Source organism: Roseateles sp. DAIF2, from assembly GCF_015624425.1.
Classification (GTDB): domain Bacteria; phylum Pseudomonadota; class Gammaproteobacteria; order Burkholderiales; family Burkholderiaceae_C; genus Kinneretia.
This window is the reverse complement of record NZ_CP049919.1, coordinates 1,492,651-1,515,153: the sequence shown is the minus strand read 5'-3', so window position 1 is coordinate 1,515,153 and position 22,503 is coordinate 1,492,651. Positions and strand designations below refer to the sequence as shown.

Annotated in this window: 20 protein-coding genes; 2 read left to right on the top strand and 18 right to left on the bottom strand. The window is 65.0% G+C overall.

All coding sequences use genetic code 11. The features are described from left to right. Position 1 precedes the first annotated feature (1 nt). Genes G8A07_RS07055 through G8A07_RS07045 form a run of 3 tightly spaced genes read right to left on the bottom strand, consistent with a single transcriptional unit; the run spans position 2 to position 2,746 of the window. On the bottom strand, positions 2–1,096 hold the full coding sequence (locus G8A07_RS07055) for a DegT/DnrJ/EryC1/StrS aminotransferase family protein (RefSeq protein WP_195797643.1): 1,095 nt from the start codon (positions 1,094–1,096) through the stop codon (positions 2–4). 5 nt (positions 1,097–1,101) lie between these two features. Then, the gene (locus tag G8A07_RS07050) at positions 1,102–1,677 is read right to left on the bottom strand and encodes an acyltransferase (protein ID WP_195796349.1); all 576 of its coding nucleotides are present in this window, start codon (positions 1,675–1,677) and stop codon (positions 1,102–1,104) included. A 4-nt stretch (positions 1,678–1,681) separates the two neighbouring features. Further along, entirely contained in the window at positions 1,682–2,746 is a 1,065-nt protein-coding gene (locus tag G8A07_RS07045; protein WP_195796348.1) for a Gfo/Idh/MocA family protein, read from the bottom strand. Between the two features lie 74 nt (positions 2,747–2,820). Between G8A07_RS07045 and lysS the strand changes: the two genes are divergently transcribed. Beyond that, the gene (lysS, locus tag G8A07_RS07040) at positions 2,821–4,341 is read left to right on the top strand and encodes a lysine--tRNA ligase (RefSeq protein ID WP_195796347.1); all 1,521 of its coding nucleotides are present in this window, start codon (positions 2,821–2,823) and stop codon (positions 4,339–4,341) included. 89 nt (positions 4,342–4,430) lie between these two features. Here the strand turns inward: lysS and G8A07_RS07035 are convergent, their stop codons facing one another. From G8A07_RS07035 to G8A07_RS07000, 8 genes are all read right to left on the bottom strand, one after another. Beyond that, positions 4,431–4,889 carry a DUF4148 domain-containing protein gene (locus G8A07_RS07035; RefSeq protein WP_195796346.1) on the bottom strand — a complete coding sequence of 153 codons (459 nt, stop codon included), beginning with the start codon at positions 4,887–4,889 and terminating at the stop codon, positions 4,431–4,433. Between the two features lie 148 nt (positions 4,890–5,037). Next, positions 5,038–7,179, bottom strand: a complete 2,142-nt coding sequence (locus G8A07_RS07030; RefSeq protein ID WP_195796345.1) for a bifunctional diguanylate cyclase/phosphodiesterase — start codon at positions 7,177–7,179, stop codon at positions 5,038–5,040. A gap of 157 nt (positions 7,180–7,336) precedes the next feature. Next, a complete protein-coding gene (locus tag G8A07_RS07025; RefSeq protein ID WP_195796344.1) occupies positions 7,337–8,125 on the bottom strand; it encodes an enoyl-CoA hydratase in 789 nt (262 codons plus the stop codon). 46 nt (positions 8,126–8,171) lie between these two features. Next, positions 8,172–9,227 carry a DUF3108 domain-containing protein gene (locus G8A07_RS07020; protein ID WP_195796343.1) on the bottom strand — a complete coding sequence of 352 codons (1,056 nt, stop codon included), beginning with the start codon at positions 9,225–9,227 and terminating at the stop codon, positions 8,172–8,174. After that, entirely contained in the window at positions 9,212–10,957 is a 1,746-nt protein-coding gene (locus tag G8A07_RS07015; RefSeq protein WP_195796342.1) for a M61 family metallopeptidase, read from the bottom strand. Before G8A07_RS07015 ends, G8A07_RS07020 begins: the two co-directional genes overlap by 16 nt. A 2-nt stretch (positions 10,958–10,959) precedes the next feature. Next, positions 10,960–11,427 (bottom strand): DUF3429 domain-containing protein, encoded by a 468-nt coding sequence (locus G8A07_RS07010; protein WP_195796341.1) that lies wholly within the window; start codon positions 11,425–11,427, stop codon positions 10,960–10,962. 33 nt (positions 11,428–11,460) lie between these two features. Continuing rightward, positions 11,461–12,186 carry a DsbC family protein gene (locus G8A07_RS07005; protein WP_195796340.1) on the bottom strand — a complete coding sequence of 242 codons (726 nt, stop codon included), beginning with the start codon at positions 12,184–12,186 and terminating at the stop codon, positions 11,461–11,463. A gap of 39 nt (positions 12,187–12,225) precedes the next feature. After that, positions 12,226–13,338 (bottom strand): FAD-dependent monooxygenase, encoded by a 1,113-nt coding sequence (locus tag G8A07_RS07000; RefSeq protein ID WP_195796339.1) that lies wholly within the window; start codon positions 13,336–13,338, stop codon positions 12,226–12,228. 86 nt (positions 13,339–13,424) lie between these two features. Between G8A07_RS07000 and ychF the strand changes: the two genes are divergently transcribed. Then, positions 13,425–14,522, top strand: a complete 1,098-nt coding sequence (gene ychF / locus G8A07_RS06995) for a redox-regulated ATPase YchF (RefSeq protein ID WP_195796338.1) — start codon at positions 13,425–13,427, stop codon at positions 14,520–14,522. A gap of 253 nt (positions 14,523–14,775) precedes the next feature. Here the strand turns inward: ychF and G8A07_RS06990 are convergent, their stop codons facing one another. The 7 genes from G8A07_RS06990 to G8A07_RS06960 form a co-directional block, all read right to left on the bottom strand. After that, entirely contained in the window at positions 14,776–15,219 is a 444-nt protein-coding gene (locus tag G8A07_RS06990) for a hypothetical protein (protein WP_195796337.1), read from the bottom strand. A gap of 49 nt (positions 15,220–15,268) precedes the next feature. Further along, positions 15,269–17,161 carry a hypothetical protein gene (locus tag G8A07_RS06985; protein WP_195796336.1) on the bottom strand — a complete coding sequence of 631 codons (1,893 nt, stop codon included), beginning with the start codon at positions 17,159–17,161 and terminating at the stop codon, positions 15,269–15,271. Positions 17,162–17,328: 167 nt separating this feature from the next. Further along, the gene (locus G8A07_RS06980) at positions 17,329–18,960 is read right to left on the bottom strand and encodes a site-specific integrase (protein ID WP_195796335.1); all 1,632 of its coding nucleotides are present in this window, start codon (positions 18,958–18,960) and stop codon (positions 17,329–17,331) included. A gap of 64 nt (positions 18,961–19,024) precedes the next feature. After that, entirely contained in the window at positions 19,025–20,293 is a 1,269-nt protein-coding gene (locus G8A07_RS06975) for a site-specific integrase (RefSeq protein ID WP_249937253.1), read from the bottom strand. Positions 20,294–20,528: 235 nt separating this feature from the next. Further along, positions 20,529–20,900 carry a hypothetical protein gene (locus tag G8A07_RS06970; RefSeq protein WP_195796334.1) on the bottom strand — a complete coding sequence of 124 codons (372 nt, stop codon included), beginning with the start codon at positions 20,898–20,900 and terminating at the stop codon, positions 20,529–20,531. Positions 20,901–20,969: 69 nt separating this feature from the next. Further along, positions 20,970–21,788, bottom strand: a complete 819-nt coding sequence (locus G8A07_RS06965; protein ID WP_195796333.1) for a hypothetical protein — start codon at positions 21,786–21,788, stop codon at positions 20,970–20,972. Continuing rightward, entirely contained in the window at positions 21,778–22,320 is a 543-nt protein-coding gene (locus G8A07_RS06960) for a glyoxalase superfamily protein (RefSeq protein ID WP_195796332.1), read from the bottom strand. The genes G8A07_RS06965 and G8A07_RS06960 overlap by 11 nt, the downstream gene beginning before the upstream one ends. Positions 22,321–22,503 lie beyond the last annotated feature (183 nt).

Sequence of the window (22,503 nt, the reverse complement as noted above, 5' to 3'; positions counted from 1 at the left end):
CTCAGCGCTCCGCCAGCGCGCGGCGCAGCGCGGCTATCACCTGGTCCTGCTGCGCCTCGCTCAGGTCGGCACTCATCGGCAGGCTGATCACCCGCTCGGCCGCGGCCTCGGCATGCGGGAAGCTGAGCTCGGGGCGGGCATAGGCCGGCTGACGATGCAGCGGCTTGGGGTAATGGATCGCGGTCGGGATGCCGGCCTCGTTCAGCGCCTGCTGCACGGCCGCGCGGTTCTCGACCATCACGGTGAACTGGGCCCAGACGCAGTCACGGTCCGCGCGCACCGCCAGGCGCTGCAGCGGCAGGCCCTCCAGTTGCTGCTGGTAGCGCGCGCCGATCTTCAGGCGCTGCGCGATCTCCCAGTCGAAGCGCTCCAGCTTGCCGAGCACCACCGCGCATTGCAGCGTATCCATGCGGCCGCCGACGCCGACGCGGGTGTGGGTGTAGCGCTGGCTCTGGCCATGCACGCGGATCTCGCGCGCGGCCTGGGCCAGCGCGTCGTCGTCGGTGAACAGCGCGCCGCCGTCGCCGTAGCAGCCCAGCGGCTTGCTGGGGAAGAAGCTGGTGGCGCCCCAGGTGGACAGGCCACAGCTCTTGCGGCCCTTGTAGCTCGCGCCGAAGCTCTGCGCGGCGTCCTCGATCACCGGGATGTGGCCGTGGCGCGCCGCGATCGCGTTGATCTCGTCCATGTCGGCCACCTGGCCGTACAGGCTGACCGGCATGATGGCGCGGGTCCTGGGCGTGATCGCGGCCTCGAGCAGGCGCGCGTCGAGATTGCAGCTGTCGGGCTCGATGTCCACATAGACCGGCACCGCGCCCAGCAGCGCGATCACCTCCACCGTCGCGGCGAAGGTGAAGGGCGTCGTGATCACCTCGTCGCCGGGCTTCAGGTCCAGCGCCAGCAGCGCGATCAGCAGGGCTTCGGTGCCGCTGGCGACCGTGACGCAATGCTTGACGCCCACATGGGCGGCCAGCCGCTGCTCCAGCTCCTTGACCTCGGGCCCCATGATGTACTGGCCATGGTCCAGCACCTTCTGGATACGCGCGTCGATGTCGCTCTTCAGCGCCGCGTACTGCGATTTCAGGTCGATGAAGGGCAGAAGACTCATTGGGGGATCAGCTCCACATGCTCGCCGACGAGGCGGTAGCGTTCGCCGGTGGCCGGGCAGCTCGCCTGGCCTTGGGCATCGAATTGCAGGCGCTCGCCATGCCGGCTCATCCAGCCGATGCGCCGCGCCGGCACGCCGACCATCAGCGCATGCGGCGCCACATCCTTCTGCACCACCGCGCCGGCGCCGACGAAGGCGTATTCGCCGATGGTCGTGCCGCAGACGATGGTGCAGTTGGCGCCCAGGGTCGCGCCCTTCTTCACCAGGGTGCGGCGGTACTCGTCCTTGCGCACCACCGCCGCGCGCGGGTTGTAGACATTGGTGAACACCATGCTGGGGCCGCAGAACACCTCGTCCTCCAGGGTCACCGCGTCGTAGACCGAGACGTTGTTCTGCACCTTGCAGCCATCACCGATCACCACGTCGTTGCCGACATAGACGCCCTGCCCCAGCGAGCAGCGCGCGCCGATCCTCGCGCCGGGGCTGACATGGGCGAAATGCCAGACCTTGCTGCCCTCGCCCAGCTGCGCGCCCTCGTCGACGATGGCGCTGTCGTGTTTCCAGTAGCTCATGTGCTTAAAACACCAAGGGCAGGCCGACGCGCTGGCCGTCGCGCGCGCTGCGGTAGGCCGCGATCAGGATCTCCAGCGAGCGCAGGCCCTCGTAGCCGTCGACCTCGGCGCTGGCCTCGCCGCGCAGGCTGCGGATCACGTTGTCGTAGTAGAGCGGGTGGCCGAAGCCGTAGACGCTGCCGGTCTCGTAGCTGGCGTTCTTCACCGCCTCGTCGTCCGGATGCGGCTCGGCGAAGGCCCAATGCTCGATCTTGTTGACCGCGGTACCGCCGATCTTGACCGTGCCCTTCTCGCCCAGGATGGTGATCGAGCCCTCCAGGTTCTGCGGCCAGGTCAGCATCGTGACGTTGATCGAGGCCAGGCCGCCATGGCGCAGCCGCGCCGACAGCACGCCGGTGTCCTCGGCCTCGATGTCGCGCGCCAGGGTCGCGGTGTAGGCATGCACCGAATCCACCGGGCCGACCAGCCAGTCCAGCAGGTCGACGTAATGGCTGGCCTGGTTCATGAAGGCGCCGCCGTCCAGATCCCAGCGGCCGCGCCACTTGGCGGCGTCGTAATAGCTCTGCGGCCGGGTCCAGAACACATTCACCGTGCTCATGTAGATGCGGCCGAAGCGGCCCTCGTCGATCGCGCGCTTGACCAGCTGCACGGTCGCGTTCAGGCGGTTCTGCTTGACGACGAAGAGCTTGACGCCGGCGTCGCGACAGGCGCGCACCATGGCCTGGCCTTCCTCGAACTTGGTCGCCATCGGCTTCTCGGTCAGCACATGGCGGCCGGCCTGGGCAATGCGTATGGCCTGCTGCGAATGCAGGCCCGAGGGCGTGGCCAGCACGACGATGTCCGGCTCGCTGCCACTCGCCAGCAGCGCCTGCAGCGAGGCGAAGCCCGAGGCGCCGGTCGCGGCCACCGCGGCGGCCAGCGCCTCGGGCCGGTTGTCGCAGACGGCCACCAGTTCGGCGCGTTCCCCATGCTTGGCGATGGCCTCGACATGGTTCTTGGCGATGCGGCCGCAACCGACCAGGGCGAAACGGATCTTGCGGTCCAGAATGGGGAGCGAAACGACGGACATGGGCGGCCGGAAGCGGGCGAAGCCTGAGATTCTACGAGCGGCGGCTAAAATCGCAGCAAATTCAACGAGTTGATATGACCCAGCCGACCACGCCCCAGGCCAGCGCCGCCGCCCCGCAAGACGAGAACCAGCTGATCACCGAACGCCGCGAGAAGCTGGCCGCGCTGCGCGCCAAGACCCAGGTCCCCTTCCCCAACGACTTCAAGCCCCAGCACCGCGCGCTGCCCCTGTCGCAGCAGTACGGCGCGCTGGACAACGAGACCCTGGAGCCGCAGGGCGTCAAGGTCAGCGTGGCCGGCCGCCTGATGCTCAAGCGCATCATGGGCAAGGCCTCCTTCGGCACCCTGCAGGACGCCACCGGCCGCATCCAGCTCTTCGTCACCAAGGACGGTGTCGGCGAGGAGAGCTACGAGAGCTTCAAGCACCTGGACCTGGGCGACATCGTCGGCGCCGAAGGCACCCTGTTCAAGACCAAGACCGGCGAGCTGTCGGTGCGCGTCTCGACCCTGCGCCTGCTGACCAAGAGCCTGCGCCCGCTGCCGGACAAGTTCCACGGCATGAGCGACCAGGAGCAGAAGTACCGCCAGCGCTATGTCGACCTGATCACCGACGAGGACGCGCGCAAGCGCTTCGTCGCGCGCAGCCAGGGCGTGTCGGCGATCCGCAGCTTCATGGTGGAAAACGGCTTCCTCGAGGTCGAGACGCCGATGCTGCACCCGATCCCGGGCGGCGCCAACGCCAAGCCCTTCACCACCCACCACAACGCGCTGGACCAGGAGATGTTCCTGCGCATCGCGCCGGAGCTGTACCTGAAGCGCCTGGTGGTGGGCGGCTTCGAGCGGGTGTTCGAGATCAACCGGAACTTCCGCAACGAAGGCATCTCGGTGCGTCACAACCCCGAGTTCACGATGATGGAGTTCTATGCGGCCTACTGGACGCATCACGAGATCATGGACTTCACCGAGGCCGTGCTGCGCCACGCCGCGATCGCCGCCACCGGCAGCGCCGCGCTGACCTATGCCGGCAAGCCGGTCGCGCTGGACAAGCCGTTTGCACGCCTGTCGGTGCGCGATTCGCTGGTCAAGTTCGCCGGCCTGAGCGAGGCCGAGGCCGACCAGCCCGAGCTGCTGCGCGCCAAGATCCTGGCCGCTGGCGAGGAAGCCCCGGCGCGCTGGAGCCTGGCCGAGCTGCAGTTCGGCCTGTTCGAGGCCGTGGTGGAGGAAAAGCTCTGGGAGCCGACCTTCATCATCGACTATCCCGTAGAGGTCTCGCCGCTGGCCCGCGCCTCCGACGCCAACCCCGCGATCACCGAGCGCTTCGAGCTCTTCATCACCGGCCGCGAATACGCCAACGGCTTCTCCGAGCTGAACGATGCCGAGGACCAGGCCGCGCGCTTCCAGGCCCAGGTGGCCAACAAGGATGCCGGCGACGAGGAAGCGATGTTCTTCGACGCCGACTTCATCCGCGCGCTGGAATACGGCATGCCCCCGACCGGCGGCTGCGGCATCGGCATCGACCGCCTGATGATGTTGATCACCGACAGCCCGTCGATCCGCGACGTGATCCTGTTCCCGGCCTTGCGCCGGGAATCGTGATCCCGCCGGCCTTGCGCCGCGAGACCTGAACCCTCTCGCCCATGAGAAAAGCGGCCCGCGGGCCGCTTTTTCATTTGGCGCTACGACGCTTACTGCGCGCTCTTGGGCTGGCCGGCCAGTCGCTGGGCCTGGGCGCCCTGGTTGATGCCCGCCAGCTCGGCGTAGCTGGGGTTGTTGCTGTTCAGCACGGCCAGCTCGCCATTGGCGCGGGCGCGCTCCAGCTCGGCCACCACCTCGGCGCGGGTCTTGGTCGAGACGCCCTGCTTGGCGAACACCGGGCCGTAGGCCTCGTAGTCGACGCGGGCGATCTCGCCGGCGCTGCGGGCGCGTTCCAGCTCGGCCAGCACGGCGGCGCGGGTCGTGTTGGACTTGGCCTGGAACTGGCCGCGCTCGAAGGCGCTGGGGTTCTCGCTGTTCAGCACGGCCAGCTCGCCGCTGGCGCGGGCACGCTCCAGCTCGGCGACGACTTGCTCGCGGGTCAGGCCTTGGGCCATGGCGGCACCGGCGGCGATCAGGGACAGGGCGATAACAGACAGCTTCTTGATCATGATGTGACTTCCTTGTTGGGTTGAAGGACTCGGGCGTCTTGCCTGTTGTCCATGGCCTCAACTGTAGAAACTCACCGACCGGTAAAAAACCAGCCAATCATGAATTGAGCATTCAAAGAATAAGAAGAATCCATGAAAGAGCCGCGCCTCAGCCCCCCGTCTGCGCGACCATCGCCCCTTCGTTCGGCCAGCGGCGCGCCAGGGCCTCGAACTCCGCCAGCGGCAGCGGCCGGCCGTAGAGCCAGCCCTGGAAGGCATGGCAGCCCTGCTCGGCCAGCAGCTCGCGCTGCGCCGGCGTCTCCACCCCCTCGGCGATCACCTCCAGGCCAAGGTTGTCGCCCATCTGGATGATGGCGCGGGCGATCGCGCGGGCGTTCGGCTCGCTCAGCAGGTCGCGTACAAAGCTCTGGTCGATCTTCAGCTGGGTCAGCGGCAGGCGCTTCAGATAGGCCAGCGAGGAATAGCCGGTGCCGAAGTCGTCCAGCGAGAAGCGCAGGCCTAAAGCACGCAGTTGCTCCATCAGCCGGATCACCGCCTCCACATCCTCCAGCAATGCGCTCTCGGTCAGCTCGATCTTGAGCCGCTCGGCCGGCACGCCGCCGCGCGCCAGCAGCTGCTGCATCAGGCCCAGGAAACCCTTCTGGCGCAGCTGGATCGCGCTCAGGTTCACCGCCAGCGACAGCGGCGCCAGCGCCGCATCGCCGGCCCAGCCGGCCAGCACCCGACAGCATTGCTGCAGTGCCCATTCGCCCAGCGGCACGATCAGCCCGGTCTGCTCCGCCAGCGGGATGAACTGGGCCGGCGAGATCCAGCCGCGCTCGGCATGCTGCCAGCGCAGCAGCAGCTCGCCGCCCAGCAGCGCGCCGTCGCGCCCCACCTGGGGCTGGCAATGCAGCTCCAGATGCTGCAGGTCGATCGCCTGGCGCAGCGCCGCCTCCAGCGCCGCGCGCTCGGCCAGCGCGGCCTGGGTCACCGGGTCGAAGAAGCACAGCCGGTTGCGCCCGGCCGCCTTGGCCTGGTACATCGCATGGTCGGCGTGCTTGAGCAGCTCCTCGCTGTCGGTCGCGCGCTCGCCCCACAGCACGATGCCGATGCTGGGCGTGCTGTGGTGAGTCAGGCCGTCCAGCAGATAGGGCTGGCCCAGCACGCGCAGCAGCTTCTCGGCCGCCGACTCGGCATGCAGGCCGGCCTCCTCGCGCTGGGCGCCCAGGTCCTGCAGCAGCACGACAAATTCGTCGCCGCCCCAGCGCGCCACCGTGTCGTCGGCACGCAGCGCCGCCTGCAGGCGCTGGGCCACGCCCTGCAGCAGCCGGTCGCCCATGCCATGGCCCAGGGTGTCGTTGATCGACTTGAAGTTGTCCATGTCGATGAACAGCACCGCGCCATGCCGGCCCTTGCGCCGCGCCGCGGCCAGCGCCTGGTTCAGCCGGTCCAGCAGCAGGCGCCGGTTCGGCAGGCCGGTCAGCGCGTCGTAGAAGGCCAGGCGCTCGATCTCGGCCTCGGCCTGCTTGCGCGCGCTGATGTCGCGCGTCAGCCCGATGAACAGCGGCCGGCCCTCGCGTTCGACATGCGAGACCGCCAGACTCAACGGAAACAGGCTGCCGTCGCGGCGCCGCCCCTGCACATCGCGCCCCTTGCCGATGATGCGGGCCGGCCCACCGCCCAGGTAGCGGGCGATATAGCCGCCATGGCGGCTGCCGTCCGGCTCCGGCATCAGCAGGCCGATGTCGCGGCCCAGCAGGGCCTCGGCCGGGTAGCCGAACATCGTGCAGGCGGCCGGGTTGACCGACTCGATGCGGCCCCGGGCATCGATCGTGATCACCCCGTCCACCATATGGTCCAGGATCGCCTGGCTGTGGCGCACCTGGGCGCGCAGCGCCTCCTCGCCGGTGCGCAGCGCATCGATGTCCAGCAGGGTGTTCTGCAGGCGCCGCGCCGCGCCGGCGCCGTCGCGCGCCAGCACCCGCCCGCGCCCCAGCAGCCAGACCCAATGGCCATCGCGGTGGCGCAGCCGAAACTGCTGCTCGTAGCGATCGCTGCGCCCGGCCAGGCAGTCCTGCAGCCGCGCCAGCAGCGGCGGCGCATCGTCGGGGTGCAGCTGCTCGCACCAGCGCTCGAACTCGAGGGGCAGGTCTGGCCGGCCCAGCAGCGCGGCGCAGCGCGCGTCGAAGCAGGTGCGCCCGCTGGCCACCTGCCAGTCCCACAGGCCCAGGCCCGCGATCTCGAGCGCCTGGCCCTCGGCGCAGGGCAGGCCGTCGGCCGCCCGGTCGTCGGCCAGGGCCGGCATCATTCGCCCGCGCAGGCAACGGCCCAGGCGCGAGAACAGGGAGACAAGAGAGGGGGAAACGGCAGGGATCATCGGACGGCCAAGGCAGGCGCCGACCATACCGAGCCCGGCGAGCGCGCCGCTTGACATGCATCAAGCGACGCCACTCCCCGCTGCGGGATCAGCGCTGCTTGAAGGCCGGCTTGCGCTTGTTCAGGAAGGCGTCCATGCCCTCGCGCTGGTCCTCGCTGCCGAACAGCGCATGGAAGTAGCGCCGCTCGACCTGCACGCCGTCGGTCAGCGGGCCCTGGAAGGCCAGGTTGACCAGCTCCTTGATCAGCATCACCGAGGGGCCGGAGAAACCGTTGATGGTCTCGGCCGCGGCCAGCGCCTCGTCCAGCAGCTTGTCCGCCGGCACCACGCGCGACACCAGGCCGGCGCTCTCGGCCTCGGCCGCGTCCATCATGCGGGCGGTCAGCAGCAGGTCCATCGCCTTGCTCTTGCCCACCGCGCGCGGCAGGCGCTGCGTGCCGCCGGCGCCGGGAATGATGCCCAGCTTGACCTCGGGCTGGCCGAACTTGGCGCTATCGGCCGCGATGATGAAGTCGCACATCATCGCCAGCTCGCAGCCACCGCCCAGCGCGAAGCCGGCCACCGCGCCGATCACCGGCTTCCTGACCTGCAGGATGGTTTCCCAGTTCTTCGAGATCAGCCCGCTCTTGAAGGCACTCATGAAGTTGTGCGGCGCCATCGTCGGGATGTCGGCGCCGGCCGCGAAGGCGCGCTCGGAGCCGGTCAGCACGATGCAGCCGATGCCCTCATCGGCATCGAAGGCCAGCAGGGCCTGGCCCAGCTCGTCCATCAGCTGGTCGTTCAGCGCATTGAGCTGCTTGGGGCGGTTCAAGGTGATCAGGCCGGTCCTGCGTTCACCCTCGCCGCGCACCTCGGTCAGGATGCATTCGTAAGTCATCGGGGTCTCCTTGTCTGGTGGATTGATGAAATCGCTGGCGGCTACTTTACTGTGCCGCCTGCAGCGGCGGCGCCTTCAGCATCAGGTCGATATAGGTCTGCTCATCCTGCGCGATGCGCAGCCGCACCGGCAGGTACTGCAGGCCCGGCGCCAGCCAGACCTCGGCCTTCAGGTCGCTGGTCCTGGGCAGCCGCTCCAGCTGCGGGCGCAGATGCCAGGCCGGCAGCGGGCCCATCGGGGTGTAGAGCAGCTCCTCGCCGACCACCTCGTAGCGCCATTGGTAGAGCCGGCGCGGCAGGGCCAGCGGCAGCTCCAGCACCCGGCCCGGCTCCAGGCGCTCGCGCCCGGTCAGGAACAGCCAGGTCAGCTGCACGAACTGGCTGGCGGCGTCCTGCGCGCCGGCCGGCAGGGGCTGGGCCGGCCCGCGCGGCAGGCGCAAGACCTGGCCCTCGCGATCGAAGCGCACCGTGACGCGCTGGCGTTCGCGCAGCAGCATCTTGGTGTCCTCGTCGTAGCGCTCGGGCGCGATGCCCGCGGCGGTCAGCAGCCCGTCGCTGCTCATGCGCCGGCTGATCAGCGGCGCGAAGCTGGCGCCGACCCGCACCTCCAGATGCACCTGGTAGCGCCGCCCCTCGCGCAGCCATTGCACCTCGGCCTCGCCGTTGACCTCGCCGCGGTAATGGCCGTTCAGGGTGTAGCGCAGCCGGGTCGAGGCCGGCCATTCCGGGCCCGGCTCCGCGGCATCCGGCGGCGGCTCCGGCAACGCCAGATCCCCGAGCGGCTCCGGCGCGGCCGGCGGCTCGATCGCCGCCGCGGGCAGCTCGGCCGGCAGGCCGGGCGCCAGCTCGGCGCTGGCCAGCGGCGGCGGCAGGCGCCGCGTCATGGGCCGCGGCGGCGTCTTCACCACCTGCGGGCTCAGCTCGCGCACAAAGGCCACGGCCAGGCGCGGCGGCGGCGCGCTCGCGGCCTCGCCGAGCCAGTCCTCATGCAGGCGCCACAGCAGGCGCCCGAACAGGGCATGCATCAGCAGCACTGCGGCCAGCAGCAGCAGCGCCGCGCCGGCACGGCGGCGCGTCAGGGAACAGTTCAGCCGGCCAGCCATGCGCGGCGCAGGCTCTGGGCGCGCGCCGAGGGTTTGTCGGCCGGGCTGAGCCGCACCGGTGCGCCGGCCAGCGGCTCCAGCGGCAGATTCAGCACCAGGGTCAGCACGCGCTGGTCGCGCACCACCAGCAGCTCCAGGCGCTGCGGCGTCACGAGCGAGAGCGTCTGCAGCGCGTCCTCGATCTTGCGCAGCCGCCAGCCGTTGCAGGCCAGGATCTCGTCACCGGCGGCCAGGCCGGCGGCCAGCGCGGCCGAGCCCTGCAGCACCTGCTTGACCACCAGGCCCTCGCCGCCGCCGTCCATGCGCAGGCCGACGCGGCGCGTCAGGCTGGTCTTGTCGCTGCCCCAGCGCAGGCCGATGCGCTCCAGCAGCGCCGGCAGCGGCAGATCCTCGGTGCCATGCACCCATTGGCGCAGTTCCTCGGCACGCGCCGCGCCGCCCAGCTCGGCGACGACATCCAGGATGTCGGCCTCGCCGATCGGGCCGCCGCCGCTGCGCTGCCACAGGCCGCGCATCACCTCGTCCAGGCTGCTGACCAGGGTCTCGCTGCCGCTGCGCAGGCTCAGGTCCAGAGCCCAGCCCAGCAGCGCGCCCTTGGCGTAGTAGCTGACCGTGCTGTTGGGCGTGTTCTCGTCCTGGCGGTAGTAGCGGATCCAGGCGTCGAAGCTGGCCTGGGCCAGGCTCTGGCGCCGGCGCCCGGGCGCGGCCAGCACCGCATTGATCGTGGCGCCGATCAGCTTCAGATAGCGCGCCTCGTCGATCAGGCCGCAGCGCAGCAGGAACAGATCGTCGTAGTAGGAGGTCAGGCCCTCGAAGAACCACAGCAGCTCGGTGTAGTTCTCCTGCTCGTAGTCGAAGCCGGCGAAGGCATCGGGGCGCAGGCGCTTGACGTTCCAGGCGTGGAAATACTCGTGGCTGATCAGGCCCAGCAGGCGCACATAGGCGTCGTTCGCCTCGCGCTGGCCCAGCACCGGCAGCTCGCGCCGCGCCGCGATCAGCGCGGTGCTGGCGCGATGCTCGAGGCCGCCATAGCCCTCGTCCACCGCGTTCAGCAGGAAGACATAGCGCTCGAAGGGCGCGCGGCCGCGCTTGCCATGCCAGAAGGCGATCTGCGCCTCGCACAGGCGCTGGGTATCGGCCAGTAGCCGATCGGCGTCGAACACCGGCAGCGCGCCGCTGACGACCAGCTCGTGGCGCACGCCACCGGCCTCGAACTCGCCGCGCCAGAACAGGCCCAGCTCGAAGGGATGGTCGACCAGCTCGTCATAGTCGGCCGCCTGGTAGCGCAGCGGGCCCTCGCCCACCGGCATCGAGCTGGCCACCTGCCAGCCCGCGGGCAGGCCGGCCAGCTCCAGCCCATGGGCCTCGGCCTCGCGGCCATGCACGCGCAGGCACAGGCTGGTGGCGTTGAAGAAGCCGCGCTGCGCGTCCAGGAAGGCGGCGCGCACCGAGGTGTCGAAGGCATAGACCTCGTAGCTCAGCACCAGGGCCGCGCGGCCGCTGCAGCTGGCCTCCCAGGCGTTCTTGCGGGTCTGGCGCAGCGCCACCAGGCGGCTGCCCTGGCGCGCCTCCAGGCCCTGCAGATGGCGCGAGAACTCGCGCACCATATAGCTGCCGGGAATCCAGACCGGCAGGCTCAGGACCTGCTGTTCGGCGGGGGCGGGAATGGTCAGCGTGACCTTGAACAGATGCGCATGGGCATCGGCGATCTCGACGCGGTAAACAATCATCGTCAGCTGCCCGCCGCTCCCAGGAAGCAGCTCAGCGCCGCGACGGCGCTGAGGCGAAAGCGCAGGGTCAGCCAGGCGCCGGCGCCGAGCGCCGGATACAGGCGCCGGTCCACCAGGTAGCAGCCGACCAGCATCAGGCCATGCAGCACCAGGCCCGCATAGGGCGGCATCACGACCGCCATCCAGGCCACGAGCGGCGGCGCCACGCCCCAGACGAAGGGCATCGGCGAGGGGATCTGCTGGCGCATCGCCAGGCCCCAGTGGATGCCGCCCAGCAGGCTGATCACGACGCCGGCATAGGCCGACAGCGCCAGCGCGACGAAGGCATGGGCGTCGACGTTGTAGCCGGCCAGCAGCCAGATCAGGAAGGCGCCCAGCGCGAAGGGGATCAGCCCGGCATAGGCCAGGCGCTGGGCCACCGGGTTCAGCGGCAGGGGTCGGCTCAGCTCGGCGGCTGCGGCGGAGGGCATGGTGTGGACGTCGTCAGGAAAAAGGAGAGCGGATCAGGAGGAGGACTTCTGGCCGGCCAGGCGGCGCTCCAGCTGCTCGGCGCTGATCGCGCCGGGCGCGCGGCTGCCGTCCTCGAAGATCACGGCCGGCGTGCCGTTGACCATGTGCTTGCGCGACAGCGCCAGGTTGCGCTCGATCGCGCCGTCGTCGCAGGCGCCCATCGGCTTGGGCGGCTGCTTGCCGTCCAGCATCCAGGACAGCCAGGTCGCCTGCTGGTCCTTGGCGCACCAGATCGCGCGCGACTTGTCCGGCGAATCGCCGCCCAGGATCGGGATCAGGAAGGTGTAGACGGTGATGTCCTTGACGTCCTGCAGGCTGCGCTCGAAGCGCTTGCAGTAGCCGCAGTTCGGGTCGGCGAACACCGCGATCTTGCGCGTGCCCTTGCCGTTCTTCCAGACCAGCGCGTCCTTCAGCGGCAGGCTGGCGAAGTCGATCTGGTTCAGCTTGGCCAGGCGCTCCTCGGTCAGGTTGCGGCGCGTCTTCACATCGATCAGCTCGCCCTCCAGCAGGTAGGTGCCGGTGGCGTCGGTGTAGCGGATCTCGTTGCCGATGCGGATCTCCCACAGCCCCGGCAGCACGGCCGGGCGCACCTCGTCGAGCTTGGGCCAGTTGGGCAGTCGCTCGGCGATCGCCTTGCGGATCACCGCCTCGTTGGCCAGCGCCAGCGGCGCGGCGGCCAGCAGGGCCGTTGCCAGACCCATCGATGTCAGGAGCTTCATGTCGCGGACTCGGTCAGATGATGAAAAGGGAGCGGCGCCTCAGGCGCCCAGGGCTCGCCCGGTCAGCCAGCGCTTGACGGGCGGGAGGTGGTTCAGCAGGCCCATGCCGCGGTTGCGCAGCTCACGCAGGCCCGGCGCCTCGCTGGCGAACACGCGCAGCAGGCCGTCGGTCAGCTCGCCCATGGCCCAATTGGGCACCGCGCGTTCGCGCGCGAAGCGGCGCAGCAGGCGTTCGTCGCCCAGCGGCCGCCAGGCCTCGCGTTCGCGCAGCACGCGCACCAGGGTCGCGACATCGGCGAATCCCAGATTCAGGCCCTGGCCGGCCAGCGGATGCACCTGATGGGCCGCATCGCCCAGCAACACCCAGCCCGGGCCGCTGACCCGGTCGGCGCGCGCATGGGCCAGCGGCCAGGCCGCCCGGCCGCCGGCCAGCGCGAGCGGGCCGACGGCGCCGCCGGTGGCCTGCAGCAGGGCCGACTCAAACTCGGCCGGGCCGGCCGCCAGCAGCTCCTCGGCGCGCTCGCGCGGCAGCGACCAGACCAGGCCGTAGCTGCGCTGCGGCTCGGGGCGCTCGAAGGGCAGCAGGGCCAGCACATCGGGCGCGCGGAACCATTGGCGGGCCACGCCCTGATGCGCCTCGCTCGCCACCAGGCGCGCCGCGATCGCGGTCTGCGCATAGCCATGGCGCTCGAAGCGCACGCCCAGCGCCGCGCGGGCGGCCGAATCGCGGCCCTCGCACAGCGCCTCCAGCCCGGCCGGCACCGGTGCCGTCACGCGTTTGACATGCGGCGCGAAACGCAGCGCCGCCGCGAGCTGCTGCTCCAGCGCCGCCGCATCGACGATATGGGCCAGCTCGCCGACGCCCTGTTGCCAGGCCGAGAAGCCCAGCTGGCCGGCCGCCTGGTCGCCCTGCACCTGCATCTCATAGACCGGGCTGACGGCGTCGGGCGGCAGCGCGTCCCAGACCCGCAGCTCACGCAGCAGCGCGACCGAGGCGGCATTCAGCGCATAGGTGCGCAGGTCCTCGTCGCGCGCGGTCTCGTCCCGGCCGAGCAGCGCGACGCGCAGCCCCTGGGCCGACAGGGCCAGGGCCAGCGCGCGGCCGACGCAGCCTTCGCCGCGCACCAGGACATCGAACTCTTGTTCATGCATGAGGCCGCATTGTAGGCAGGGCGGGCCCGTCGGACGGGCCGGCTAAAATCCCCTTTTTGCCATCCGGCCCCCAGCGAAAGTCCTCCATGAGCCTCAAATGCGGCATCGTGGGCCTGCCCAATGTCGGCAAGTCCACCCTCTTCAACGCCCTGACCAAGGCCGGCATCGCCGCCGAGAACTACCCCTTCTGCACGATCGAGCCCAATGTCGGCGTGGTCGAGCTGCCCGATCCGCGCCTCGCACAGCTGGCCGAGATCGTGAAGCCGGAGCGCATCGTGCCGGCCATCGTCGAGTTCGTGGACATCGCCGGCCTGGTGGCGGGCGCCTCCAAGGGTGAGGGCCTGGGCAACCAGTTCCTCTCGCATATCCGCGAGACCGACGCGATCGTCAACGTGGTGCGCTGCTTCGAGGATCCGAACGTGATCCACGTCAACGGCCGGGTCGACCCGATCTCCGACATCGAGGTGATCCAGACCGAGCTGTGCCTGGCCGACCTGGGCACGGTCGAGAAGAGCCTGCACCGCTACAACAAGGCGGCCCGCTCCGGCAATGACAAGGAGGCCGCGGCCCTGGTCAAGGTGCTGGAGAAATGCCAGGCCGCACTGAACGAGGCCAGGCCGGTGCGCTCGATCGACTTCAGCAAGGAAGAGCTGGTGGTCCTGAAGCCGCTGTGCCTGATCACCGCCAAGCCGGCGATGTTCGTCGGCAACGTGGCCGAGGACGGCTTCGAGAACAACCCTTTCCTGGACCGTCTGAAGGACTACGCCGCCGGCCAGAACGCCCCGGTGGTCGCGATCTGCGCCAAGACCGAGGCCGAGCTCTCCGAGATGGAGGACGAGGACCGGGCGCTGTTCCTGGCCGAGATGGGCCAGGACGAGCCGGGCCTGAACCGCCTGATCCGCGCCGGCTTCAAGCTCTTGGGCCTGCAGACCTACTTCACCGCCGGCGTCAAGGAAGTGCGCGCCTGGACCATCCATATCGGCGACACCGCCCCGCAGGCGGCCGGCGTGATCCACACCGACTTCGAGCGCGGCTTCATCCGCGCCCAGACCATCGCCTTCGAGGACTTCATCCAATTCAAGGGCGAGTCCGGTGCCAAGGACGCGGGCAAGATGCGCGCCGAAGGCAAGGAATATGTGGTCAAGGACGGCGACGTCCTGAACTTCCTGTTCTCCCCTTCCTAAGCGGGTGTGGACATTCACCCCGGAACTGCGGGGTATGGACATTCGAGCCGAAGTTCAGATGAACGTCTGCGAAGGCGGCATGACGATTCAAGGCTCGGATTAGCCGTTTAGACAGCCCCGTGGTTGGGCATCAAACCGTACTGCAGGCATCCTGGGAAGGATGCCTGCGTCGTTCTAGTTCGTTGGTGCGGCCGACGTTTCACTGCCTCAGCTCAAGCCCACGGCTCACCTGTACTGAGGTACCTTGGACGACCTACGGCAGGTGGGTCGGGGGCGGAGTATTTCCATCCAAACGGCGTTGAAGTTGCAGTTTTTCCTGAATCAACTTCAATATCTGCCGATGAGCACCTGCCAGCCTTGATTGCGCCTCATCGCGTTGAACCTTTAGCAACGCATTGCTCTCCTTCAAGCTGAGACGCTCGGTCCGCCGGGTAGACTTTTGCTCCTGCTTCTCGCGCACGTCAGCGCCCTCGTGAATTTCGATATACGCCTGAATTTCCCGAATTAGCTTTGGGAATCGGTCCTTTCGAAAATCCCGCGGTCGCTTTCCCGCTTCGCGCGCCACGTTATTCTGCGTAACGGGCGCACCCTTTGGCATCACGACGGGCTCATCGGATTTAAGGCGTTCAAACGCCTGGCGGAAACTATCCTCAGCCGATTTCTTTGGCGCCGCTTCCATTGATACATCGCACGTCATGGCTTGATTCAATACCTTCCTAAATTTTTCAGTTGGCGCTTCGAATCCGTTAGGCAGTGAGTTTCAGGAACCGATTCATCGCAAAGGCCTCCGCCTTCAGATAGGCTTCGCGAGGACTACCAGCTTTGGCTTCACGCTTCTGGGCTTCGGTATCCTTGAGTTGCACGGCGATGGAGACTCGCTTCTCTTTGTCGAAAATTGCTTCGCGGCACGGCTTCTGCTTCTCGCCGCCCACACAGGCAGCAACGCCTTCCACGCCGCCATAGCTACAGTGACTGTTGTTGGTGCAGCCGCCCAAGCGGGTTTCGCGGAACGTAATTTCACCACGCATGCCCGCTGCAACAAGCTGCTTGAACTCTTTCTCTGGGAGCAAAGAGCGAAGCATTTCGTCTTTTCGCTCTTCGCCAAGCGGTGAGATGTACTGCTCCTTCACCAATGCCTGAAGCTGACGTCCCATGACCTCATACTTCGCAGCGGTGCAAACGCCCAGGACCTCCTCGTTGAATTTCAGCCGACTAAAATTCTTCCCGTAATACATCGTCTGCGTAACGTGCGAGTGCTTCATGAGCACTTGCACTGAGGTATCTGATACGAGTCCGCTGCCAAGCATGTTAATGGCGCCCGTCCGACGAAACTGATGATATTGCAGGGGCCATGGTTGGCCGACGGCAAAACCATTGTTCTTGTTGAGGTTCGGCGTGAAGCGAAGTGCGCTCTTAAGGTCTTCCGCGGTAATCATCATCACCTCAGCATCGAAAAGCCTAGGGAACCGACTGAGGGTCCCCTTCAAGTCATTAACGGGTGGGACAACCCAGTATGGTTGGTCCGGCCGCTGGGTGGACCAGGGTTCGAAGCCACTTTGGAAGAGCAACGGATTGATTAGGTCAGCATCGCTACACCGAGCAATAGGATGGCGCTTGGCACAGCTCAATTGCAGCCCTGCAATGTGCCCTGCAGCGCGCACCGCCAGTTCCACACTCGGAGATGCAGGCCAGCGGGCATCGCTGTCCGGGTCCGTTTTGGTTGTTTCTCCACGAATAATCGGGATACGACCAATGAGTTCGACGTGTTCCCAAATGAGGCAGTCAGCTCGGAGCGGGCCGACCTCTTCTTTCCGCTGAAAAGTGAACGCGGGTATGTACATTGACGCGGCACTCTGCACCAGACTGAGGTACGCCGAAAATTGGCGGATATCGAAGCCTCGCACTGGCCGATTAACCCACCGGCTGACCAATTCAAAAATACCAAATTTCTTTAGGTTTTCCTCAACGGAACCAAAGTACTTTGGCTCCTTGCCAAAGAGGCGTTTTGCATGAGCTTTTCGATTGTATTTTGTAAACGGCAGAGCTGCGCCCGCGTTGCGAACCTGCACCGCAGCCTCGAATGTCACAAAATTATGAACATATGCCTTGACGCAGAAATCAAAAAACTTCTTCACATTGGCGGCATTCGTCAAATACTCCGAAAGGCATTCATGGAGCCGGTCGGTAGCATAGACCCAAATTCGCGGCGGGATGTACGCGGTTTGCTCTGTCTCATCAAAAACTGGCTTATCAGCAAACACTGAGACCAACTTCGTGAGTGCCGACTCGTCAAAGACCGTGAAGCCTGGAGACCCGTGCGGAGGAAGAAGCTTATTGAATGCAACGAGGAGTACTTCTCGGGATGGCTCATCATTAAATAAACTCACCAACTTTTCGATGACCTTCGGGTGCCGCGATAGTCGACTTGCGACAATTCCCTCCGACTCGCAAAGAACAAACACTCTCCGAACTACGGCGAAGTAGATTTTAAGGCGCGACATGGATGAAAGGTCATAGCCACCCCAAATCATCCACCCAATGGTTATACGAAATAACTCGAGGTTCTCGCCGCCGAGCAAAGGTGCCGAATTTCCGTTTCCGCCACCTTCAAGATGGAGAATGAACTTCCTCCCCAGCATATGGCCGAAGTCCCAGCTTGGGCTCCCCCAGAGCGAAAGAGGGTTACCCTCCCCATCTGTGCTGACGACCCAATCTTTCGGGGGGGGCCAACGCGGGGGGCGATAGGAGACATGGCTAGGCTCCACTTGGAGCATACTAGGCCCGAGGCTCATTAATTGAATTTCAGTCACGTCCGGCCACCTTGCATTTCAGTAATCACAGTGGAGAAACTCTTGTGATAGCTGCCTTCAAGGATTCGGACACGGGCCTCTTCAACCCATTCCTTGCGCGCATTGTTCGACTGCTCAAACCAGGTGAGGCGACGTTCAAGTCGCTCTATGGCGAGCTTTGCAGGTGCCTCCTTCTCGCTTTCGGTTCGAGGTCGCGGCGCGTTGCTGAGTTCAATGCGCTTCAAGTGAAGGAAGGAAGTCATCGCCCACACGTAGTCAAAAGAGTCCACGTCACGGTGGTTATCGCACCAGAGACACCCCGCCTTCTTCAGGCAGTCCGGCTCCGGCGCGCTAGGCGGGATATCCGGTACAGCGACCGGCATACCGTTACAGCCGCCCGGGGCTACGGCCTCCGTTCTTGCAATCACCGGGTCAGCCTTCTTCCAAAACTTGGCGCTTTCCACAACTAAGCGATGAAAGCTAGGGCGCTCATAAGTTCCCCGCATCGTTGCCACGCTGTGTTGCACAACCGCCGCCGTCTTTTCAACATTGGCCGACATCCGCAACAACCAGTTGACCCGCACACCGCGGAGGGCCTGTGGCGACAGGTAAGGGAGACCAAGACGGCGAGTGACGGCTCTAATGCGAGCACCCGTAAAGCCCTTTCGCGTGCGAACGCCTTCCATGCACACAAACGGGAAGATTCGTGTGGACGTAGGGAACAATGCCCTGCGCCATTCTAGATACCGTTCGAAATGCGACTTGTACTCGCTGAAAATTTCGAAAAGCACTTCTCCCCCCCTACGAGCCTTGTAATCACGAACTTGATATCCGTCGTTGTGAGCCGAATATGAGAACTGCTGAATCTCCAAGCCAATTGCCTGCGAAAAATTCATGCCGGTTTGCGCAATAAACATCAGCAGTTCTGCTTCAATTCGAAGATTGGCAAGGGAATATCGTCCTTCAAGCGCAGTACCGACTGCAGCTGGCGCCTCTGCAAGGTAGCACGGCTTCTTGATAAAAAGCGGCCCATCGGTCCGCAGCGCAATCGTGACGGGAAACTCAGCGTATTGCGCTACTCTCAAGGTCAAACCATCACACAAGTCCTGGAGCATGTGCCCGAAGCGGTTTGTATCGCTACTTACTTGCTTCTCTGCGACATGTCCGATGGGAGACTTGCGTCGCTTGGGTGGTTTGAGTTTCGTTTGCTTCAGCAATGAAATTCGACGATTCAACACCTTATCCAACACTATGGCGGCATCCGATGCATAGTAATACGCCGAGCGTTCCGAAAGTGGGCCCAACTTCTTCTCGCCGCCCCTCGGCACACCTCTGGCAACCTTGCCCCCCAAGAGAATTCGCCGTTTTAGGTGGTCAGCATAGGAAAAGTAGACCGACTCGATGGACTCAAGTGTTAACCTAGCATTCTCTTTGTCTGCAAACTCAAAGAGCTGACGAATAATTCTCACTTGCCCCCGTGCCGTTTCTTGACTCCCTCCACCCACAAGCGCTGCGTTAATTTCTTGGTGAATGCGACGCACCAGCGGCAGGCGCTCCCCCTGAATCGGGCCAAATTTTCCAGATGCGATATCTGAATGCACCTTGTCTGAACGCGCGGCCGCGCCACCCTGATAGAGCAGGATTACCAAGTCCTCTGGCGTCTCTTTAGGGCCGTGCTGAAGGGCCGGGAATTTCAGGTCCGGGATAAACGGTTTAGACCTCGACGGCATTCCAATCTCGCTTCATGCCCGTAAAGGTGGAATTGAACTCCTCGGCGAATATCTCGCCGAACTTATTCATTTCAAGAAACTTCACGTAGCGCATCGTTGTCGTCTCGCTCTGGTGGAGCATCGCGTCTCGGACAATCCGAATCGCGTCAGACCCCGCACCGTTATCTAGAAGAAATCGCATAAGCCAAGTGCCATATGTGGCCCGCGTTTGATGAAATCTCAACCGCTGGCAGAACTTCAAGCCATGCTTCACCGCTCGCTGTCGCATATCCCAGACCAGCCGATTAACTGCATCAACCGTGTACGGCTTGCCATTCTTGTTGAGAAAGAGGAGTCTCTTGTGTTTCTTCTCCGCCTTCGCCTCTCGAAGGAGGCGTTCCGTGCTACTGGCGTAATACCGTAGGTCATCGAGAACCGCTTCGGGAAACGGAATTCGCCCCGTAACGTCGAACTTGGTTGCAATACCAGTTCCCGGACCGACCGGAATCATGTAGAGCCCTGAGACTTCGCCATGCTCAGCATCGGTATCCAAGCAGTCGACCGTCATGGTCGTAACCGTGCCGATGCGAGCGCCTGAGAACGCACCCGCTGTGAGCATATGAAGCAAGACCTGAGATTCGTGCTTTTTGACGTAACTCAGCAAGGTGGCAAGATTGCCCTTCGTGAGTGGCAACAAGCCGTCTTCAAGGGTTTGACCAATGACGCTACGGCAAGGAATCGACAGTTCCGAACGATTGCGGGAAATCGACCGTTTGAAGCCTGCTATATCACAACGTTGAATCTGCACAACGGTGTCGTCCCACATGGGGCCAGTCGTATTCACAAGACCTTGCTTGTCGGCATAACGATAAAACTGTATTGCGGAGGCCATACTGTTCCTCGCTGTTTTTGGTGCGATTGACTTTCCATCGCGCCGGCGAACCAACTCTCCACGGTATTTCCGAATCGCCTGTTCCTCTTTAAACAGCGGAAAATCACGCCAGTCCAAACCCGCCCCTTCCAGGTAATTGGCGTAAGTGAGGAGATACTTCATATTCCGCTTGACAGTGTCCAGTTTGATTCCCTCTGCTGCGCGGGTTAAAGCCCAGACATTGGCTTCGGCCCAACCCAAACCATCACTCCAAAATATTTGTGGCAGCTTATCAATTGGTGCTCGGTGCTGACGCTCTTCAGTAAGAACGCCATCCTCCGACAGATACACATTGAAGAAGGTGTGCGTCACATATTCCAAGCGTGCCAAGGCTATCCCCATGGTCTAGAAGTACGTAGCTGCCGGCCAGTTCGAAAGGGCGACAAAACTACCGCTCGCGGAGCCGCGCGGACGTCGGCCACTGAAGAACAGGTCGACATCGAAGTCCAAACACCAGTCGTCCATCACCGCGTTCCTTGTTGCGGGGTAGGCGCGAGCGGCCTTGTTCTTCATAGGCCGCTCGCGACCGCGCTAGTCCTGCGCGACACCGGTTTAGCAAACGCCGCCCGTTTCCCATTCATGTGGCTTCATCTGGCCTGGTGTCGCGCAACCACTTCGCAGCTCGAGCAAGCAACCTCAGCTTCTGCTCCTGTGTGAGCGGCGGTGGCTTCGGTCCCAAGAGGCCGATGCTCCAAGCTGCGATGGCGCCTTCTAGCGTCCTAGTACGCGCATCTGAGAACTCCTTCAGGACGGCCCTGGCTCGCTCTTGCTCAGCGGAGATGGCGGGCTTGGGCAGGTCCTCTACTAGCTTCCAGAACTCGTCAAAATCGGGGAAGCCATGTTCCGCCACGAACCGGACGAGCTTCGAATATTCCGGCGTCACGCTGCCGCTGGCGGGCCTAATCCGTTCGTTCGCAGCGGGGGTGGGTTCAGTCGATTTCGCGGTCATGATGTTTCTGGATGAATAGGACTGACCAAGCGCGTGCCAGGGCGCCGAACAGATGTGAACTTGCCAACGTCAGCCAACTGTCCACCCGGCCATGTGCAGGAGGCCGCGGTGGTGCAGCACCCAGCGCTGCAACCAGTCGTCAAGAATCAAGAAGTCGCCAATTGGGTCGTGCAGCAGCCGGTGGTGGCCACGGGCGAGCGCAAGGGCCCGGTACTCGCCTCCTGAAAGTACTCCGACGCCGTGCGGCGCATCCTCGGCCTGTGGCCATGCGCGAAGGAGCTCGTCAAGGCGTTCGTAGGTGGAGGCATGCGAGCCTTCAGTTGCCAAGAGCCCAGTGTTCACGGCCTCTTCCTTTGAGTCGGAGTGTTGGCTGCTGGCTTCGCTTCGCGGGGGCGAGAAGATGGGCATGCCGGTAGAGGGGTCGAAAAGCCAGAACTCTTTCGCGGGCACCACCGCCTCGGCTCTTACGAAGGCCTCATCAACATAGCCGCGCTTCGCGCAAAGCAGAAGCGAGCGGTTGTGACCGTCGCTGACATAAAGGAAGATGCCGCCGTGCGCGAGGCCCGCACCTTCAAGGCAAGCAATGACGTCAGCGCGCAGCGAGTCGTCGAGCCAGCACAGGGACTCTGCTTCGAACGGCGCCCCAACTCGTATGTGAGCGATGAAGTCGGCAACAAGATTGTTGTCCGTGTCATCCGAGGCTTCAGCTACGACCAACAGGCGCTCGAGTGCGTTGGCAGCGCGCCGGACAGCTTTGAGGCTACGACTCTCGCGCTCTTTCTCGAGCACGATGATGGGGTCAAGCCCAAGGAAGTAGGCCTCCTCCTCCTCGCTCGCAAAGGACGACGAGTTTGGCGTGGGCAACTCAGGATGGGTGTCATCGCTCACCGAAGCGCTCCTTCAGCCGGCGGTGGCGTGTCGTCCGAGTGCCGCCTGCGGCGGGGCAGAGATACAGCTCGGACATCTTGGTCGGGATGTGGTTGAGCATGCACGCGAGAGTCGCTGACGAAAGCGCGAGGTGTCCAAGCGTGTCATTCCGCGATGCCATAACCCTGTTCGCATTCGTCTCGCGCGGCGTACGTTGGCGACGACCGCGCATCTCGGCAGTCAATGCCTCAACTTGCGAAAAGTCGTCAGACCCAGAACGGGATGCTGCTTTGTGGAGGTCGGCCGGCCATTTAGGCGCCTCCTCAGCCGAGGATGGCATGTGCCCAGTGGTGTCCTCGGGCTGGCCAGTAGGCCGCCGGGTTTTCGCTCTGGGCTCCGCGGAGGCTTCCAGCTCGCGCCAACTCTCGAAGCCCTCAGCAAGCGCGACCAGTTCCAATGCATCGCCGTGGCTGAAACTCCACTTGGTGGCTCGCTTCTTGAGCCGGCCGGCATTGCGCCGCAACTGTTCGACCCGTCCCCGTGTCAGTGCCATCTCGCCCCTCGTCCGGTTCAGCGGCTCGCCGCGCCCACAAAGCAATCCGCCACCAGCTGTAGGCCGGTAGCAATGAAAGTGAACCGTTGCCGAGAATCCGGCTTGGCCAAGGTGAGCGCATATAGCCGACGGGACGGCTAAGTCCGAAAACTAACGGCGCAGCCAAATGGCGTCAACTGTCGT

What these genes read in the sequence shown, in the direction of transcription:
- G8A07_RS07050 (WP_195796349.1), bottom strand. Translation starts at nt 1,677, where the DNA reads ATGAGCTACTGGAAACACGACAGCGCCATCGTCGACGAGGGCGCGCAG.
- G8A07_RS07045 (WP_195796348.1), bottom strand. Translation starts at nt 2,746, where the DNA reads ATGTCCGTCGTTTCGCTCCCCATTCTGGACCGCAAGATCCGTTTCGCC.
- lysS (WP_195796347.1), top strand. Translation starts at nt 2,821, where the DNA reads ATGACCCAGCCGACCACGCCCCAGGCCAGCGCCGCCGCCCCGCAAGAC.
- G8A07_RS07035 (WP_195796346.1), bottom strand. Translation starts at nt 4,889, where the DNA reads ATGATCAAGAAGCTGTCTGTTATCGCCCTGTCCCTGATCGCCGCCGGT.
- G8A07_RS07030 (WP_195796345.1), bottom strand. Translation starts at nt 7,179, where the DNA reads ATGATGCCGGCCCTGGCCGACGACCGGGCGGCCGACGGCCTGCCCTGC.
- G8A07_RS07025 (WP_195796344.1), bottom strand. Translation starts at nt 8,125, where the DNA reads ATGACTTACGAATGCATCCTGACCGAGGTGCGCGGCGAGGGTGAACGC.
- G8A07_RS07020 (WP_195796343.1), bottom strand. Translation starts at nt 9,227, where the DNA reads ATGGCTGGCCGGCTGAACTGTTCCCTGACGCGCCGCCGTGCCGGCGCG.
- G8A07_RS07015 (WP_195796342.1), bottom strand. Translation starts at nt 10,957, where the DNA reads ATGATTGTTTACCGCGTCGAGATCGCCGATGCCCATGCGCATCTGTTC.
- G8A07_RS07010 (WP_195796341.1), bottom strand. Translation starts at nt 11,427, where the DNA reads ATGCCCTCCGCCGCAGCCGCCGAGCTGAGCCGACCCCTGCCGCTGAAC.
- G8A07_RS07005 (WP_195796340.1), bottom strand. Translation starts at nt 12,186, where the DNA reads ATGAAGCTCCTGACATCGATGGGTCTGGCAACGGCCCTGCTGGCCGCC.
- G8A07_RS07000 (WP_195796339.1), bottom strand. Translation starts at nt 13,338, where the DNA reads ATGCATGAACAAGAGTTCGATGTCCTGGTGCGCGGCGAAGGCTGCGTC.
- ychF (WP_195796338.1), top strand. Translation starts at nt 13,425, where the DNA reads ATGAGCCTCAAATGCGGCATCGTGGGCCTGCCCAATGTCGGCAAGTCC.
- G8A07_RS06990 (WP_195796337.1), bottom strand. Translation starts at nt 15,219, where the DNA reads ATGACGTGCGATGTATCAATGGAAGCGGCGCCAAAGAAATCGGCTGAG.
- G8A07_RS06985 (WP_195796336.1), bottom strand. Translation starts at nt 17,161, where the DNA reads ATGCTGGGGAGGAAGTTCATTCTCCATCTTGAAGGTGGCGGAAACGGA.
- G8A07_RS06975 (WP_249937253.1), bottom strand. Translation starts at nt 20,293, where the DNA reads ATGGGGATAGCCTTGGCACGCTTGGAATATGTGACGCACACCTTCTTC.
- G8A07_RS06970 (WP_195796334.1), bottom strand. Translation starts at nt 20,900, where the DNA reads ATGACCGCGAAATCGACTGAACCCACCCCCGCTGCGAACGAACGGATT.
- G8A07_RS06960 (WP_195796332.1), bottom strand. Translation starts at nt 22,320, where the DNA reads ATGGCACTGACACGGGGACGGGTCGAACAGTTGCGGCGCAATGCCGGC.